A 15,101-nucleotide genomic window follows, 5' to 3' on the forward strand; every position below is an offset into this window, starting at 1 on the left:
GGGCGGGGAAGGCTGGACCACCATGACCATCACCACGCCAACCGGTGAAGGGGTAACCAGCGCGCGGACGTTTGTCCGTCTGCGTCGCTGTGTATTAGTCGATGCGTTTCGCATTGTTTAAGGAGTAACCGATGGCGCACGACGAACAATGGCTCACCCCACGTCTGCAAACGGCGGCAACGCTGTGTAACCAGACGCCTGCCGCGACGGAATCTCCGCTGTGGCTGGGGGTGGATCTGGGCACCTGCGATGTGGTGTCGATGGTTGTTGACCGCGACGGTCAGCCGGTGGCGGTATGCCTCGACTGGGCCGATGTGGTCCGCGACGGCATCGTCTGGGATTTCTTCGGTGCGGTCACCATTGTTCGTCGCCATCTCGACACTCTTGAGCAGCAATTCGGTCTTCGTTTTAGCCATGCGGCGACTTCATTTCCTCCAGGTACGGACCCGCGTATTTCCATCAACGTGCTGGAATCTGCCGGGCTGGAAGTGAGCCATGTGCTGGATGAGCCAACCGCAGTCGCGGATCTGCTGCAACTGGACAACGCCGGTGTAGTGGATATCGGCGGCGGCACTACCGGCATTGCCATCGTGAAAAAGGGCAAGGTGACGTACTCGGCGGATGAAGCCACCGGCGGACATCACATCTCTCTGACTCTCGCCGGAAATCGTCGTATTTCGCTGGAAGAGGCAGAGCAGTACAAGCGCGGTCATGGTGACGAGATTTGGCCCGCGGTGAAACCGGTGTACGAAAAAATGGCGGACATTGTCGCCCGGCATATTGAAGGGCAGGGCATTACTGATTTATGGCTGGCGGGCGGCTCTTGTATGCAACCGGGCGTGGCGGAACTGTTTCGCAAACAATTCCCGGCGTTACAGGTGCATTTACCGCAGCACAGTTTGTTTATGACCCCGCTGGCGATCGCCAGTAGTGGGCGAGAGAAAGCGGAGGGGCTATATGCAAAATGAATTGCAGACCGCGCTCTTTCAGGCGTTCGATACCCTGAATCTGCAACGGGTAAAAACATTTAGCGTTCCACCGGTGACGCTTTGCGGTCCGGGCTCGGTGAGCAGTTGCGGACAGCAAGCGCAAACGCGTGGGCTGAAACATCTGTTCGTGATGGCAGACAGCTTTTTGCATCAGGCAGGGATGACCGCCGGGCTGACGCGCAGCCTGGCCGTTAAAGGCATCGCCATGACGCTCTGGCTATGTCCGGTGGGCGAACCGTGCATTACCGACGTGTGTGCAGCCGTGGCGCAGTTGCGTGAGTCAGGTTGTGACGGGGTGATCGCATTTGGCGGCGGCTCGGTGCTGGATGCGGCGAAAGCCGTGGCGTTGCTGGTGACGAACCCGGATAGCACGCTGGCAGAGATGTCAGAAACCAGCGTTCTGCAACCGCGCTTGCCGCTGATTGCCATTCCAACTACCGCCGGAACCGGCTCTGAAACCACCAATGTAACGGTGATTATCGACGCGGTGAGCGGGCGCAAGCAGGTGTTAGCCCATGCCTCGCTGATGCCGGATGTGGCGATCCTCGACGCCGCATTGACCGAAGGTGTGCCGTCGCATGTCACGGCGATGACCGGCATTGATGCGTTAACCCATGCCATTGAAGCATACAGCGCCCTGAACGCTACACCGTTTACCGACAGTCTGGCGATTGGTGCCATTGCGATGATTGGCAAATCGCTGCCGAAAGCGGTGGGCTACGGTCACGACCTTGCCGCGCGCGAGAGCATGTTGCTGGCTTCATGTATGGCGGGAATGGCGTTTTCCAGTGCGGGTCTTGGGTTGTGCCACGCGATGGCGCATCAGCCGGGCGCGGCGCTGCATATTCCGCACGGTCTGGCGAACGCCATGTTGCTGCCAACAGTGATGGAATTTAACCGGATGGTTTGTCGTGAACGCTTTAGTCAGATTGGTCGGGCACTGCGAACTAAAAAATCCGACGATCATGACGCTATTAACGCGGTAAGTGAGCTGATTGCGGAAGTTGGGATTGGTAAACGACTGGGCGATGTTGGCGCGACATCTGCGCATTACGGTGCATGGGCGCAGGCCGCGCAGGAAGATATTTGTCTGCGCAGCAACCCGCGTACCGCCAGCCTGGAACAGATTGTCGGACTGTACGCGGCGGCGCAATAAATGCCGGATGCGACGCTTGCCGCGTCTTATCCGGCCTACGGGATTGCACATGTAGGGCGGATAAGGCGTTTACGCCGCATCCGCCAATAAATAACAACTAACAGGGAGTAAAGGCGATGGGAATTAACGAAATCATCATGTACATCATGATGTTCTTTATGCTGATAGCTGCCGTAGACAGGATCCTGTCGCAGTTCGGCGGTTCTGCTCGTTTCCTCGGTAAGTTCGGTAAAAGTATCGAAGGATCAGGCGGTCAGTTCGAAGAAGGCTTTATGGCAATGGGCGCTCTGGGTCTGGCGATGGTCGGTATGACCGCGCTGGCACCGGTACTGGCTCACGTACTCGGGCCGGTAATTATCCCGGTTTACGAAATGCTCGGCGCAAACCCGTCAATGTTCGCCGGAACACTGCTGGCGTGCGATATGGGCGGCTTCTTCCTCGCCAAAGAGCTGGCGGGCGGCGACGTAGCAGCGTGGCTATACTCTGGGTTAATTCTCGGGTCGATGATGGGGCCAACGATTGTGTTTTCCATTCCGGTGGCGCTCGGCATTATCGAACCTTCTGATCGTCGTTATCTGGCGCTCGGCGTGCTGGCGGGCATTGTGACCATTCCGATTGGCTGTATTGCTGGTGGTCTGGTTGCTATGTACTCCGGTGTGCAGATCAACGGTCAGCCGGTGGAATTCACTTTCGCCCTGATCCTGATGAACATGATCCCGGTGATCATTGTCGCGATTCTGGTGGCGCTGGGGCTGAAATTCATCCCGGAAAAAATGATCAACGGCTTCCAGATCTTCGCCAAATTCCTCGTTGCATTGATCACCCTCGGTCTTGCCGCTGCGGTAGTGAAATTCCTGCTTGGCTGGGAACTGATCCCCGGTCTGGATCCTATCTTTATGGCCCCTGGCGATAAACCCGGTGAGGTGATGCGCGCCATTGAAGTTATCGGTTCTATCTCCTGCGTTCTGTTAGGGGCGTATCCGATGGTGCTGCTGCTGACTCGCTGGTTTGAAAAACCGCTGATGAGCGTCGGTAAAGTGCTGAATATGAACAACATCGCGGCAGCCGGCATGGTGGCAACGCTTGCCAACAACATCCCGATGTTCGGCATGATGAAGCAGATGGATACCCGCGGCAAAGTCATCAACTGCGCCTTCGCCGTTTCCGCTGCTTTCGCCCTGGGCGACCACTTAGGCTTCGCCGCTGCCAACATGAACGCCATGATCTTCCCGATGATTGTCGGCAAGTTGATCGGCGGCGTAACGGCGATTGGCGTGGCGATGATGCTGGTGCCAAAAGAAGACGCGACCGCGACTAAAACCGAAGCGGAGGCACAATCGTGAACACTCGCCAGCTATTGAGCGTCGGTATCGATATCGGCACCACCACCACCCAGGTGATTTTCTCCCACCTGGAGCTGGTTAACCGTGCGGCGGTGTCGCAGGTGCCGCGCTACGAATTCATTAAACGCGAAATTAGCTGGCAAAGCCCGGTGTTCTTTACCCCTGTCGATAAACAGGGTGGTTTAAAAGAAGCGGAACTGAAATCGCTGATTTTAGAGCAATATCAGGCTGCGGGCATTGCGCCGGAAAGCGTTGATTCTGGTGCCATCATCATCACCGGTGAAAGCGCGAAAACCCGCAATGCTCGCCCGGCGGTGATGGCGCTCTCTCAGTCGCTGGGCGATTTTGTCGTCGCCAGCGCCGGGCCGCACCTCGAATCCGTGATCGCCGGTCACGGAGCCGGGGCGCAAACCCTTTCTGAACAACGGCTGTGTCGGGTACTGAATATCGACATCGGCGGTGGCACCGCGAACTACGCCCTGTTCGATGCCGGAAAAATCAGCGGCACTGCCTGTCTCAACGTCGGTGGTCGCCTGCTGGAAACCGACAGCCAGGGGCGCGTGGTTTACGCTCATAAACCGGGGCAGATGATTGTGGATGAGTGCTTCGGTGCAGGAACTGACGCCCGTTCGCTGACCGGCGCGCAGCTGGTGCAGGTTACCCGGCGGATGGCGGCGCTGATTGTCGAAGTGATTGACGGAACGCTTTCGCCGCTCGCGCAGGCATTGATGCAAACCGGTTTGCTGCCCGCAGGTGTTACGCCCGAAATCATTACGCTTTCTGGAGGCGTGGGCGAATGTTATCGCCACCAGCCCGCCGACCCGTTCTGTTTTGCCGATATTGGCCCACTTCTGGCAACGGCGCTGCATGACCATCCGCGCCTGCGTGAGATGAATGTGCAGTTTCCGGCGCAAACCGTACGCGCCACGGTGATTGGCGCGGGTGCACATACCCTTTCGCTCTCTGGCAGCACAATCTGGCTGGAGGGCGTACAACTGCCGCTGCGCAATTTGCCGGTGGCGATCCCGATTGATGAAACGGATCTGGTGAGTGCCTGGCAACAGGCGCTGCTTCAGCTGGATCTTGATCCCAAAACTGACGCGTACGTGCTGGCGCTTCCCGCCTCGCTGCCTGTGCGTTACGCCGCGGTACTGACGGTCATCAACGCGCTGGTCGATTTCGTCGCGCGTTTTCCGAATCCGCATCCCCTGCTGGTGGTGGCCGGGCAGGACTTTGGTAAAGCTCTGGGCATGTTGTTGCGCCCACAGCTACAACAACTCCCGTTGGCAGTCATTGACGAAGTGATTGTCCGCGCGGGGGACTATATCGACATTGGTACGCCTCTTTTTGGCGGATCGGTTGTGCCGGTGACGGTGAAATCACTCGCATTTCCTTCCTGAGGGAACGACTTATGAAACTAAAGACCACATTGTTCGGCAATGTATATCAGTTTAAGGATGTAAAAGAGGTGCTGGCTAAAGCCAACGAACTGCGTTCGGGGGATGTGCTGGCGGGCGTTGCAGCGGCAAGCTCACAGGAGCGCGTGGCGGCAAAGCAGGTGTTGTCGGAAATGACCGTAGCGGACATCCGCAATAATCCGGTGATTGCCTATGAAGATGACTGCGTGACGCGGCTGATTCAGGACGACGTTAACGAAACGGCCTACAACCAGATTAAAAACTGGAGCATCAGCGAACTGCGTGAGTATGTGCTGAGCGATGAAACTAGCGTGGACGACATTGCCTTTACCCGCAAAGGGCTGACCTCGGAAGTGGTCGCGGCGGTAGCGAAGATTTGCTCCAACGCGGACCTGATCTACGGCGCGAAGAAAATGCCGGTAATCAAAAAGGCCAATACCACCATCGGTATTCCGGGCACCTTCAGCGCCCGTTTGCAGCCAAATGACACTCGTGACGACGTGCAAAGTATCGCCGCGCAAATCTACGAAGGGCTTTCCTTCGGGGTGGGCGATGCGGTGATCGGCGTTAACCCGGTGACTGACGACGTGGAAAACTTAAGCCGCGTGTTGGACACCATTTACGGCGTGATCGACAAATTCAACATCCCAACTCAGGGCTGCGTACTGGCGCACGTCACCACCCAGATCGAAGCGATTCGTCGCGGCGCGCCTGGCGGACTGATTTTCCAGAGTATCTGTGGCAGCGAAAAAGGGCTGAAAGAGTTTGGCGTGGAACTGGCGATGCTCGACGAAGCGCGCGCAGTGGGTGCAGAGTTCAACCGTATCGCCGGGGAAAACTGCCTCTACTTCGAAACCGGACAAGGCTCTGCGCTATCCGCTGGCGCTAACTTCGGCGCTGACCAGGTGACGATGGAAGCACGTAACTATGGGCTGGCGCGTCATTACGATCCGTTTATCGTCAACACCGTGGTCGGCTTTATTGGGCCGGAGTATCTCTACAACGACCGCCAGATTATCCGTGCTGGCTTAGAAGATCACTTTATGGGCAAGCTGAGCGGCATCTCTATGGGCTGTGACTGCTGCTACACCAACCACGCTGACGCTGACCAGAACCTCAACGAAAACCTGATGATCCTGCTCGCCACCGCAGGCTGCAACTACATCATGGGGATGCCGCTGGGTGATGACATCATGCTCAACTACCAGACCACCGCATTCCACGATACCGCCACTGTGCGTCAGTTACTCAACCTGCGCCCGTCACCAGAGTTTGAACGCTGGCTGGAAAGCATGGGCATTATGGCAAACGGTCGCCTGACCAAACGGGCGGGCGATCCGTCACTGTTCTTCTGATGACGCGGAGATAACACATCATGGATCAAAAACAGATTGAAGAAATTGTACGCAGCGTGATGGCGTCAATGGGACAAACGGCCCCCGCGCCGTCAGAAGCAAAGTGCACCACCACCACCTGTGCGGCACCGGTGACCTCGGAAAGCTGCGCGCTGGATTTAGGTTCTGCGGAAGCAAAAGCGTGGATTGGTGTTGAAAACCCGCATCGCGCAGACGTATTAACAGAACTGCGTCGCAGCACCGTGGCCCGCGTTTGTACCGGTCGTGCCGGTCCGCGTCCACGTACCCAGGCGTTGCTGCGTTTCCTGGCCGATCACTCTCGTTCGAAAGATACCGTACTGAAAGAAGTGCCGGAAGAGTGGGTGAAAGCGCAGGGCTTGCTGGAAGTACGCTCCGAAATTAGCGACAAAAATCTCTACCTGACTCGCCCGGATATGGGCCGCCGCCTGTGTGCAGAAGCTGTTGAAGCGCTGAAAGCACAGTGTGTTGCTAATCCGGACGTACAGGTCGTTATTTCTGATGGCCTGTCAACTGATGCCATCACCGTGAACTACGAAGAGATCCTGCCGCCGCTGATGGCGGGCCTGAAACAGGCCGGGCTGAAAGTCGGCACGCCATTCTTTGTTCGTTATGGTCGCGTGAAGATTGAAGATCAGATCGGTGAGATCCTCGGCGCGAAAGTGGTGATCCTGCTGGTGGGGGAACGTCCGGGGTTGGGTCAGTCAGAAAGCCTCTCCTGTTACGCCGTTTACTCGCCGCGTATGGCGACCACCGTTGAGGCCGATCGCACCTGCATCTCTAACATTCACCAGGGCGGCACGCCGCCGGTTGAAGCCGCAGCCGTCATTGTGGATTTGGCGAAACGTATGCTGGAGCAGAAAGCATCCGGCATCAACATGACCCGATAAGGAGGCATCATGCCAGCTTTAGATTTGATTCGACCGTCGGTAACCGCCATGCGGGTGATTGCCTCCGTTAACGCTGAATTTGCGCGTGAACTAAAATTGCCGCCGCATATTCGTAGCCTCGGGCTGATTTCTGCTGATTCCGATGACGTCACCTACATTGCGGCTGACGAAGCGACCAAGCAGGCGATGGTCGAAGTGGTATATGGCCGCTCGCTGTATGCGGGAGCAGCACACGGACCGTCACCGACTGCCGGTGAAGTGCTGATTATGCTTGGTGGGCCAAACCCGGCGGAAGTGCGTGCTGGTCTGGATGCGATGGTTGCACATATTGAAAATGGCGCTGCTTTCCAGTGGGCTAATGACGCAGAAAACACCGCATTCCTGGCACATGTGGTTTCGCGTACCGGTTCTTATCTCTCATCAACCGCCGGGATCACGCTTGGCGATCCGATGGCGTATCTGGTGGCACCGCCGCTGGAAGCGACCTACGGCATTGATGCAGCGTTGAAATCTGCCGACGTACAGCTGGTGACCTATGTCCCGCCACCGTCTGAAACCAACTACTCGGCAGCATTTTTAACCGGTAGCCAGGCCGCGTGTAAAGCAGCCTGTAACGCCTTTACCGATGCAGTGCTGGAAATCGCGCGTAATCCAATCCAGCGTGCGTAACGGAGGTTGCCGATGATCAATGCACTGGGATTGCTGGAAGTGGACGGCATGGTCGCCGCGATAGATGCAGCGGATGCCATGCTCAAAGCAGCTAACGTTCGTCTGCTCAGTCACGAAGTGCTTGACCCTGGTCGCTTAACGCTGGTGGTGGAAGGCGATCTGGCGGCGTGTCGTGCGGCGCTGGACGCAGGTTGTGCTGCCGCGATGCGTACCGGGCGTGTCATCAGCCGCAAGGAGATCGGTCGGCCAGACGATGACACCCAGTGGCTGGTTACTGGCTTTAACCGCCAGCCGAAGCAACCCGTAAGGGAACCCGACGCGCCAGTTATCGTCGCGGAATATGCTGACGAGTTGTTGGCGCTGTTAACATCAGTACGTCAGGGAATGACGGCAGGAGAAGTGGCTGCCCACTTTGGCTGGCCGCTGGAAAAAGCCAGAAATGCGCTCGAACAGCTCTTTTCTGCCGGGACGTTACGTAAACGCAGTAGTCGTTATCGTCTCAAGCCCCATTAACCTGTCGGAGGTGCCGGGTGTCCTACAACACCCGGCATTAACATCATGAAAAAGACCCGTACAGCCAATTTGCACCATCTTTATCATGAACCCTTACCCGAAAACCTGAAGCTCACGCCGAAGGTCGAAGTGGATAATGTTCATCAACGACAGACAACGGATGTCTATGAACATGCTTTAACGATTACCGCCTGGCAGCAGATTTACGATCAGCTGCATCCGGGCAAGTTTCATGGTGAATTTACGGAAATTCTACTCGATGATATTCAGGTTTTTCGTGAATACACCGGTCTGGCGCTGCGTCAGTCGTGCCTGGTCTGGCCGAACTCGTTCTGGTTTGGCATTCCGGCGACGCGCGGTGAGCAGGGATTTATCGGTTCGCAATGTCTGGGAAGCGCGGAAATCGCCACCCGCCCTGGTGGCACTGAATTTGAACTGAGCACGCCGGATGATTACACGATCCTGGGCGTGGTGCTTTCTGAAGATGTCATCACCCGGCAGGCTAACTTTTTGCATAACCCGGATCGGGTATTACATATGCTGCGTAGCCAGTCGGCGCTGGAAGTGAAAGAGCAGCATAAAGCCGCGCTGTGGGGCTTTGTCCAACAGGCGCTGGCGACGTTTTGCGAGAACCCGGAAAATCTCCATCAGCCTGCAGTGCGAAAAGTGCTGGGGGATAATTTGCTAATGGCGATGGGGGCGATGCTGGAAGACGCGCAACCAATGGTGACGGCGGAAAGCATCAGTCATCAGAGTTACCGTAGATTACTTTCCCGCGCCCGTGAATATGTGCTGGAAAATATGTCTGAGCCGGTGACGGTGCTGGACTTGTGTAATCAACTGCATGTCAGTCGCCGCACGCTACAAAACGCGTTTCACGCTATTTTAGGCATTGGCCCAAACGCGTGGCTGAAACGCATTCGCCTGAACGCCGTACGCCGCGAACTGATAAGCCCGTGGTCGCAAAGCACAACGGTAAAAGACGCCGCCATGCAGTGGGGATTCTGGCATCTGGGGCAATTTGCCACGGATTACCAGCAGCTGTTTGCCGAGAAGCCGTCGTTGACGTTGCATCAGCGGATGCGGGAATGGGGGTGAGGGAGTTACACCCAATCCCTGACCTTAATAAACTCACTTAACGCCGCTTCTGGGCTGCCATCTTTTGGCTGATAATCATACTCCCAGCGTACCAGTGGCGGCATTGACATCAGGATCGACTCGGTGCGCCCGCCAGTTTGCAGGCCAAACAGCGTGCCGCGATCCCAGACCAGATTGAACTCGACATAACGACCGCGACGGTAGAGCTGAAAATTGCGCTCGCGCTCGCCGTAGGCCATCGCTTTACGTCGCTCTACAATTGGTAAATAAGCGTCGGTGTAGCCTTTGCCTACCGCCTGCATAAAGGCAAAACAGTGGTCGAAATCTGGCGTGTTCAGATCATCAAAGAACAGCCCGCCAATACCGCGCTGTTCGTTGCGATGTTTGAGGTAGAAGTAATCGTCGCACCACTTTTTGTAACGGGGATAAACGTCTTCACCAAATGGCAGGCACAGGTCACGGGCGGTGCGGTGCCAGTGAATGGCGTCTTCTTCAAAACCATAGAAAGGGGTTAAATCGAAGCCGCCGCCAAACCACCAGACGGGCTCTGCACCCGGTTTTTCGGCAATAAAAAAACGCACATTCGCGTGGCTGGTGGGAACATACGGGTTATGCGGATGCACTACCAGTGAAACGCCCATCGCCTCGAAACTGCGCCCGGCAAGTTCCGGGCGATGAGCGGTGGCGGAAGCAGGCATCGCCTCGCCGTGGACGTGAGAAAAGTTGACGCCTGCCTGTTCGAAAACACCACCATTACGCAACACCCGACTACGCCCGCCGCCGCCAGCTTCGCGCTGCCAACTATCTTCGACAAATTCTGCGCCATCGACGGCGGTCAGCTGCTGACAAATCGTATCCTGAAGGTTGAGCAGAAACTGTTTAACCTGGTGTGCGTCGGGTTTCATAACTTATCGCTTTTTCGAATGTGCTTTCTGGTTGTCGAACCAGTGGAAATAACTGATCACGCCTTCAGCAATCGCTGTGGCGATTTTCTGACGAAACGCCGCCGTGCCTAACAGCCGCTCTTCTTCCGGGTTGGTGATAAACGAGGTTTCCACCAGCACCGAAGGAACCGACGGCGATTTCAACACCACAAACGCGGCTTGTTCGGTGTTGCGGCTGTGCAGTTTATGCACCGGCTTAATCTTTTTCAGAATATGCGAGCCGAGCGTCAGGCTGTTTTTAATAGTATCGGTTTGCACCAGATCAAACAGCACTTGCTGCAATAGGTGATCCTTGTCAGTCGCCTTTTTACCGGCAACTTCATCGGCGCGGTTTTCGCGTTCAGACAGGTATTTCGCCATTGCGCTACTTGCCCCACGGTTAGAGAGGGCAAATACCGAAGCACCGGCAGCTTTCGGGTTGGTAAAGCCATCGGCATGAATTGACATAAACAGATCTGCGCCATGTTTATGGGCGATTTCAACGCGATCGTAAAGTGGGATAAACGTATCGCCAGAACGCGTTAAACGCGCATCAATCCCATGATTACGCAAAATGGAACGGACGTTTTTAGCAATCGCCAGCACCACATGTTTTTCTTTCGAACCGTTGCGTCCGATCGCTCCGGTATCAATTCCGCCGTGGCCTGGATCGAGAACAACGACACGTTTGCCGCCAGATTTTTTGGCTTTCGGCTTGCTGTGTCCGTTGCTGGTTTTTAAAGGTTCGTCTTTGGCGATGGCTTGCGACATTCCTGACAACGTCAGGGCAGCCAAACCGGCTTTCAGCACCTGGCGGCGCGAAGTGAGTGTTTTTAGTGGTTTAAAAGTGCTCATACGGCCTGAGTTGTAATAATAAAGTTCCAGATGTTATATCGTATCGCGTAATCCGTTACGACGGTTTGATGTTGAGAATTGTTTTACTTTTCATTTCAATAGTTGACAACTCCCCATTATGCCACTTTTTCAACCGATTTTCGTCAGATATTGGCTAATTCGACCGTTCACGCCATAATCAGCCTTTTAACCCGCAAAAAGGTAACGAATACCATGGAGATACGCGTATTTCGCCAGGAAGATTTCGAAGAGGTCATCACCCTTTGGGAGCGTTGCGACTTGCTGCGTCCGTGGAACGATCCGGAAATGGACATCGAGCGTAAGATGAACCATGACGTCAGTTTGTTTTTGGTCGCTGAGGTAAACGGTGAAGTGGTCGGAACGGTGATGGGCGGTTATGACGGGCATCGCGGGTCTGCTTATTATCTTGGCGTGCATCCAGAGTTTCGTGGGCGTGGGATTGCCAATGCGTTGCTTAATCGGCTGGAGAAAAAGCTGATTGCTCGTGGCTGCCCGAAAATTCAGATCAATGTGCCGGAAGATAACGACATGGTGCTCGGAATGTATGAACGCCTGGGATATGAACACGCCGACGTGCTGAGTCTGGGTAAGCGTTTGATTGAAGATGAAGAGTACTGAGTTCCATCCTGTCCATTATGATGCGCACGGACGCCTGCGTTTACCCTTGCTCTTCTGGCTTGTGCTATTGCTTCAGGCGCGAACCTGGGTGCTGTTTGTCATTGCCGGTGCGTCGCGTGAGCAGGGTACTGCGCTGCTAAATCTGTTTTATCCCGATCACGATAATTTCTGGCTGGGGCTGATTCCTGGCATTCCGGCGGTGCTGGCGTTTTTGTTGAGCGGTCGGCGGGCTACGTTTCCTCGCACCTGGCGTGTACTCTATTTTCTGTTGCTGTTGGCGCAGGTGGTTTTACTTTGCTGGCAACCGTGGCTGTGGCTGAACGGTGAATCCGTTAGCGGTATCGGTCTGGCGCTGGTAGTGGCGGATATTGTGGCGTTAATCTGGCTGCTGACCAATCGACGTTTACGCGCTTGTTTTAATGAAGTAAAAGAATAACGGCACTTTTTGGTGAATTTGCACTCCAAGCAACGTTATTGAATAACCAAAGGAAGTGACATGAAATCGCTGCGTTTAATGTTATGCGCTATGCCATTGATGCTGACCGGCTGTTCCACGATGTCGTCAGTTAACTGGTCTGCCGCTAACCCGTGGAACTGGTTTGGGTCGTCCACCAAAGTGAGCGAGCAGGGCGTTGGTGAATTAACGGCGTCCACACCACTGCAAGAACAAGCCATTGCCGATGCGCTTGATGGCGATTATCGCCTGCGCAGCGGAATGAAAACCGCGAACGGCAACGTGGTGCGCTTTTTTGAAGTGATGAAGGGCGACAACGTGGCGATGGTGATTAACGGCGATCAAGGCACGATCAGTCGCATTGACGTGCTGGATAGCGATATTCCTGCTGACACCGGTGTTAAAATCGGTACACCGTTTAGCGACCTTTACAGCAAAGCATTTGGCAATTGCCAAAAAGCTGATGGTGATGATAATCGTGCCGTCGAATGTAAAGCCGAAGGCAGTCAACATATTAGCTACCAGTTCAGCGGGGAATGGAGTGGTCCTGAAGGGTTAATGCCTTCGGACGATACCCTGAAAAACTGGAAAGTCAGTAAAATTATCTGGCGGCGTTAATTTGCGTCTGAACAAACCGCCGCCGCGAAAAAACACGTAAAATAGCGCTCAACAATGCCACGGATTGCGTGGCATTATTATTTTCAGGAGGAACAATGTCTCAGGTTCAGAGTGGCATTTTGCCAGAACATTGCCGCGCGGCGATTTGGATCGAAGCCAACGTGAAAGGGGAAGTTGACGCCCTGCGTGCGGCCAGTAAAACATTTGCCGACAAACTGGCAACTTTTGAAGCGAAATTCCCGGACGCGCATCTTGGTGCGGTGGTTGCCTTTGGTAACAACACCTGGCGCGCTCTGAGCGGCGGCGTTGGGGCAGAAGAGCTGAAAGATTTTCCGGGCTACGGTAAAGGCCTTGCGCCGACCACCCAGTTCGATGTGTTGATCCACATTCTTTCTCTGCGTCACGACGTAAACTTCTCTGTCGCCCAGGCGGCGATGGAAGCCTTTGGTGACTGCATTGAAGTGAAAGAAGAGATCCACGGCTTCCGTTGGGTTGAAGAGCGTGACCTGAGCGGCTTTGTTGACGGTACGGAAAACCCGGCGGGTGAAGAGACGCGTCGCGAAGTGGCGGTTATCAAAGACGGCGTGGATGCGGGCGGCAGCTATGTGTTTGTCCAGCGTTGGGAACACAACCTGAAGCAGCTCAACCGGATGAGCGTTCACGATCAGGAGATGATGATCGGGCGCACCAAAGAGGCCAACGAAGAGATCGACGGCGACGAACGTCCGGAAACCTCTCACCTCACCCGCGTTGATCTGAAAGAAGATGGCAAAGGGCTGAAGATTGTTCGCCAGAGCCTGCCGTACGGCACTGCCAGTGGCACTCACGGTCTGTACTTCTGCGCCTACTGCGCGCGTCTGCATAACATTGAGCAGCAACTGCTGAGCATGTTTGGCGATACCGATGGTAAGCGTGATGCGATGTTGCGTTTCACCAAACCGGTAACCGGCGGCTATTATTTCGCACCGTCGCTGGACAAGTTGATGGCGCTGTAAGCGTTTCTGATTCATTGATTAAAGGCCAGGCAGTAACATTACTGACTGGCCTTTTTATTACTTTTGCTTTAACGCCGCATACACCTGATCAACTACCCAACCATACGTTGCAATCGGCAGCTGACCGCTTTCGAACATATTGGGATTCTTTTGCGGATCGGCAACCGGCGAATGTGGCTTGTTGCTTAACATCACAATCGCCATATGATTCACCGGATCGATAACGGTCACCGTTCCGGTCCAGCCAGTGTGACCGTAGGTTTGCGGGCTTGCCAGCGTGCCAAACGTCGGCGTCATGGTGGCATTACCATTCACGCGCCAGCCGAGGCCAAAAGTGGCATCTTCCTTAGAGCTGGTGGTGAACATCTTCACCGTTTCCGCACTGAACAGCTGCACATCGCCATAGCCCCCGCCGTTCAGCATCGTTTGCATTAACACCGCAATATCGCCGGTATTGGAAAACAAACCTGCGTGCCCGGAAACGCCGCCCATCGAATAAAAGGCTTTTTCATCGTGCACCTGACCCCAGAGAGTGGAGGTGCGGATATTCGGGAAATGGATCACGCCATCGCGGGTATTGCCGTTCAATTCCGTGGCGGCAATTTGCTGCGGTTTAAAGCCTTTCAGCAGCGGGTTAAATACCGTATGTGTCAGGCCGAGCGGGCGATAAATCGACTCTTCAACATAGCGGTCAAGCGGCTGACCGGTGACCGACTCGACGATAAATCCAAGCAGCATATAATCGACATCACTGTAAATATGCTTGCTGCCGGGCTGATACTCCAGCGGCGTGCGCTTGATCATCTCCAGCGTCTGGCCTTTATCCTGGGAATATAACGCGCCCGCGACCGCTTTATTCGGATATTGTGGGTCCGCCGGGAAACCGCCGCTGTGATGCAGCAGGTCAGAAATCCGCAGCGTGTTTTTGCCTTTGATGGTGTCATTTGGACTATCGGCAAACCCCGGAATATATTTCGCAATCCGATCGTCAGGATGCAGTTTGCCTTCGCTCATCAGCTTTTGCAGGGCGAAGTTCGTGGCGTACATTTTGGTGTTTGAGGCCAGGTCATACAGCGTCCCGGTGGTGGCTTTGACAGGCTGTTCCATCAACACGCTGCCATCGTACTTTTTCGCCGCTCCCCAGGCTTTGCGATACACAATCCGATTA

General features: G+C 55.1%; 16 protein-coding genes and 1 pseudogene. 14 read left to right on the plus strand and 3 right to left on the minus strand.

The window, feature by feature from the left end:
- The 10 genes and pseudogenes from E0D98_RS14450 to eutR all read left to right on the plus strand — a co-directional run.
- Positions 1-121, plus strand: a pseudogene (locus E0D98_RS14450) (aldehyde dehydrogenase); the annotation flags it as partial.
- Positions 122-131: 10 nt separating this feature from the next.
- Positions 132-968 carry an ethanolamine utilization protein EutJ gene (eutJ, locus tag E0D98_RS14455; protein ID WP_000929709.1) on the plus strand — a complete coding sequence of 279 codons (837 nt, stop codon included), beginning with the start codon at positions 132-134 and terminating at the stop codon, positions 966-968.
- On the plus strand, positions 958-2,145 hold the full coding sequence (gene eutG, locus E0D98_RS14460; protein WP_001297322.1) for an ethanolamine utilization ethanol dehydrogenase EutG: 1,188 nt from the start codon (positions 958-960) through the stop codon (positions 2,143-2,145). The genes eutJ and eutG overlap by 11 nt, the downstream gene beginning before the upstream one ends.
- A gap of 116 nt (positions 2,146-2,261) precedes the next feature.
- Positions 2,262-3,488 carry an ethanolamine utilization protein EutH gene (gene eutH / locus E0D98_RS14465; protein WP_000512372.1) on the plus strand — a complete coding sequence of 409 codons (1,227 nt, stop codon included), beginning with the start codon at positions 2,262-2,264 and terminating at the stop codon, positions 3,486-3,488.
- Positions 3,485-4,888, plus strand: a complete 1,404-nt coding sequence (gene eutA, locus E0D98_RS14470; protein ID WP_001097452.1) for an ethanolamine ammonia-lyase reactivating factor EutA — start codon at positions 3,485-3,487, stop codon at positions 4,886-4,888. Before eutH ends, eutA begins: the two co-directional genes overlap by 4 nt.
- 11 nt (positions 4,889-4,899) lie before the next feature.
- Complete coding sequence (eutB, locus tag E0D98_RS14475) at positions 4,900-6,261, plus strand: ethanolamine ammonia-lyase subunit alpha (protein ID WP_000769961.1); 1,362 nt, start codon at positions 4,900-4,902, stop codon at positions 6,259-6,261.
- Positions 6,262-6,281: 20 nt separating this feature from the next.
- Positions 6,282-7,169 carry an ethanolamine ammonia-lyase subunit beta gene (gene eutC, locus E0D98_RS14480; protein ID WP_000372374.1) on the plus strand — a complete coding sequence of 296 codons (888 nt, stop codon included), beginning with the start codon at positions 6,282-6,284 and terminating at the stop codon, positions 7,167-7,169.
- A gap of 9 nt (positions 7,170-7,178) precedes the next feature.
- Positions 7,179-7,838 carry an ethanolamine utilization microcompartment protein EutL gene (gene eutL, locus E0D98_RS14485; RefSeq protein ID WP_001111038.1) on the plus strand — a complete coding sequence of 220 codons (660 nt, stop codon included), beginning with the start codon at positions 7,179-7,181 and terminating at the stop codon, positions 7,836-7,838.
- 12 nt (positions 7,839-7,850) lie between these two features.
- Positions 7,851-8,351, plus strand: coding sequence for an ethanolamine utilization microcompartment protein EutK (eutK, locus tag E0D98_RS14490; RefSeq protein WP_001378283.1), 501 nt, complete (start codon positions 7,851-7,853; stop codon positions 8,349-8,351).
- 45 nt (positions 8,352-8,396) lie between these two features.
- The gene (gene eutR / locus E0D98_RS14495; RefSeq protein WP_000753700.1) at positions 8,397-9,449 is read left to right on the plus strand and encodes an HTH-type transcriptional regulator EutR; all 1,053 of its coding nucleotides are present in this window, start codon (positions 8,397-8,399) and stop codon (positions 9,447-9,449) included.
- 5 nt (positions 9,450-9,454) lie between these two features.
- On the opposite strand, the gene hemF is transcribed toward eutR, so the two are convergent.
- Both hemF and amiA read right to left on the minus strand, forming a co-directional pair.
- Entirely contained in the window at positions 9,455-10,354 is a 900-nt protein-coding gene (gene hemF / locus E0D98_RS14500) for an oxygen-dependent coproporphyrinogen oxidase (protein WP_000801367.1), read from the minus strand.
- Between the two features lie 3 nt (positions 10,355-10,357).
- Entirely contained in the window at positions 10,358-11,227 is an 870-nt protein-coding gene (gene amiA, locus E0D98_RS14505) for an N-acetylmuramoyl-L-alanine amidase AmiA (RefSeq protein ID WP_000102891.1), read from the minus strand.
- Positions 11,228-11,440: 213 nt separating this feature from the next.
- On the opposite strand from amiA, the gene E0D98_RS14510 reads away from it, so the two are divergent.
- From E0D98_RS14510 to yfeX, 4 genes are all read left to right on the plus strand, one after another.
- Entirely contained in the window at positions 11,441-11,866 is a 426-nt protein-coding gene (locus tag E0D98_RS14510; RefSeq protein WP_000406000.1) for a GNAT family acetyltransferase, read from the plus strand.
- Positions 11,853-12,302, plus strand: coding sequence for a DUF2919 domain-containing protein (locus E0D98_RS14515; RefSeq protein WP_000842944.1), 450 nt, complete (start codon positions 11,853-11,855; stop codon positions 12,300-12,302). The genes E0D98_RS14510 and E0D98_RS14515 overlap by 14 nt, the downstream gene beginning before the upstream one ends.
- A gap of 60 nt (positions 12,303-12,362) precedes the next feature.
- Positions 12,363-12,938 carry an RpoE-regulated lipoprotein gene (locus E0D98_RS14520; RefSeq protein WP_000838945.1) on the plus strand — a complete coding sequence of 192 codons (576 nt, stop codon included), beginning with the start codon at positions 12,363-12,365 and terminating at the stop codon, positions 12,936-12,938.
- Between the two features lie 95 nt (positions 12,939-13,033).
- Positions 13,034-13,933 (plus strand): porphyrinogen peroxidase, encoded by a 900-nt coding sequence (gene yfeX / locus E0D98_RS14525; RefSeq protein WP_000084590.1) that lies wholly within the window; start codon positions 13,034-13,036, stop codon positions 13,931-13,933.
- A 57-nt stretch (positions 13,934-13,990) separates the two neighbouring features.
- Here yfeX and pbp4b read toward each other — a convergent pair.
- Positions 13,991-15,101, minus strand: a 1,111-nt coding sequence (gene pbp4b / locus E0D98_RS14530) for a penicillin binding protein PBP4B (RefSeq protein WP_131890722.1), incomplete at its 5' end; no start/stop codon positions are given.

The sequence above is a fragment of the Escherichia sp. KCJ4928 genome, from assembly GCF_004352695.1.
In the GTDB taxonomy this organism is placed as follows: Bacteria; Pseudomonadota; Gammaproteobacteria; order Enterobacterales; family Enterobacteriaceae; genus ECMA0423.

Coding starts and splice junctions, on each gene's coding strand:
- amiA (WP_000102891.1), bottom strand. CDS start 11,227: ATGAGCACTTTTAAACCACTAAAAACACTCACTTCGCGCCGCCAGGTG.
- yfeX (WP_000084590.1), top strand. CDS start 13,034: ATGTCTCAGGTTCAGAGTGGCATTTTGCCAGAACATTGCCGCGCGGCG.
- eutJ (WP_000929709.1), top strand. CDS start 132: ATGGCGCACGACGAACAATGGCTCACCCCACGTCTGCAAACGGCGGCA.
- E0D98_RS14510 (WP_000406000.1), top strand. CDS start 11,441: ATGGAGATACGCGTATTTCGCCAGGAAGATTTCGAAGAGGTCATCACC.
- hemF (WP_000801367.1), bottom strand. CDS start 10,354: ATGAAACCCGACGCACACCAGGTTAAACAGTTTCTGCTCAACCTTCAG.
- E0D98_RS14515 (WP_000842944.1), top strand. CDS start 11,853: ATGAAGAGTACTGAGTTCCATCCTGTCCATTATGATGCGCACGGACGC.
- eutG (WP_001297322.1), top strand. CDS start 958: ATGCAAAATGAATTGCAGACCGCGCTCTTTCAGGCGTTCGATACCCTG.
- eutC (WP_000372374.1), top strand. CDS start 6,282: ATGGATCAAAAACAGATTGAAGAAATTGTACGCAGCGTGATGGCGTCA.
- eutK (WP_001378283.1), top strand. CDS start 7,851: ATGATCAATGCACTGGGATTGCTGGAAGTGGACGGCATGGTCGCCGCG.
- eutL (WP_001111038.1), top strand. CDS start 7,179: ATGCCAGCTTTAGATTTGATTCGACCGTCGGTAACCGCCATGCGGGTG.
- eutR (WP_000753700.1), top strand. CDS start 8,397: ATGAAAAAGACCCGTACAGCCAATTTGCACCATCTTTATCATGAACCC.
- E0D98_RS14520 (WP_000838945.1), top strand. CDS start 12,363: ATGAAATCGCTGCGTTTAATGTTATGCGCTATGCCATTGATGCTGACC.
- eutH (WP_000512372.1), top strand. CDS start 2,262: ATGGGAATTAACGAAATCATCATGTACATCATGATGTTCTTTATGCTG.
- eutB (WP_000769961.1), top strand. CDS start 4,900: ATGAAACTAAAGACCACATTGTTCGGCAATGTATATCAGTTTAAGGAT.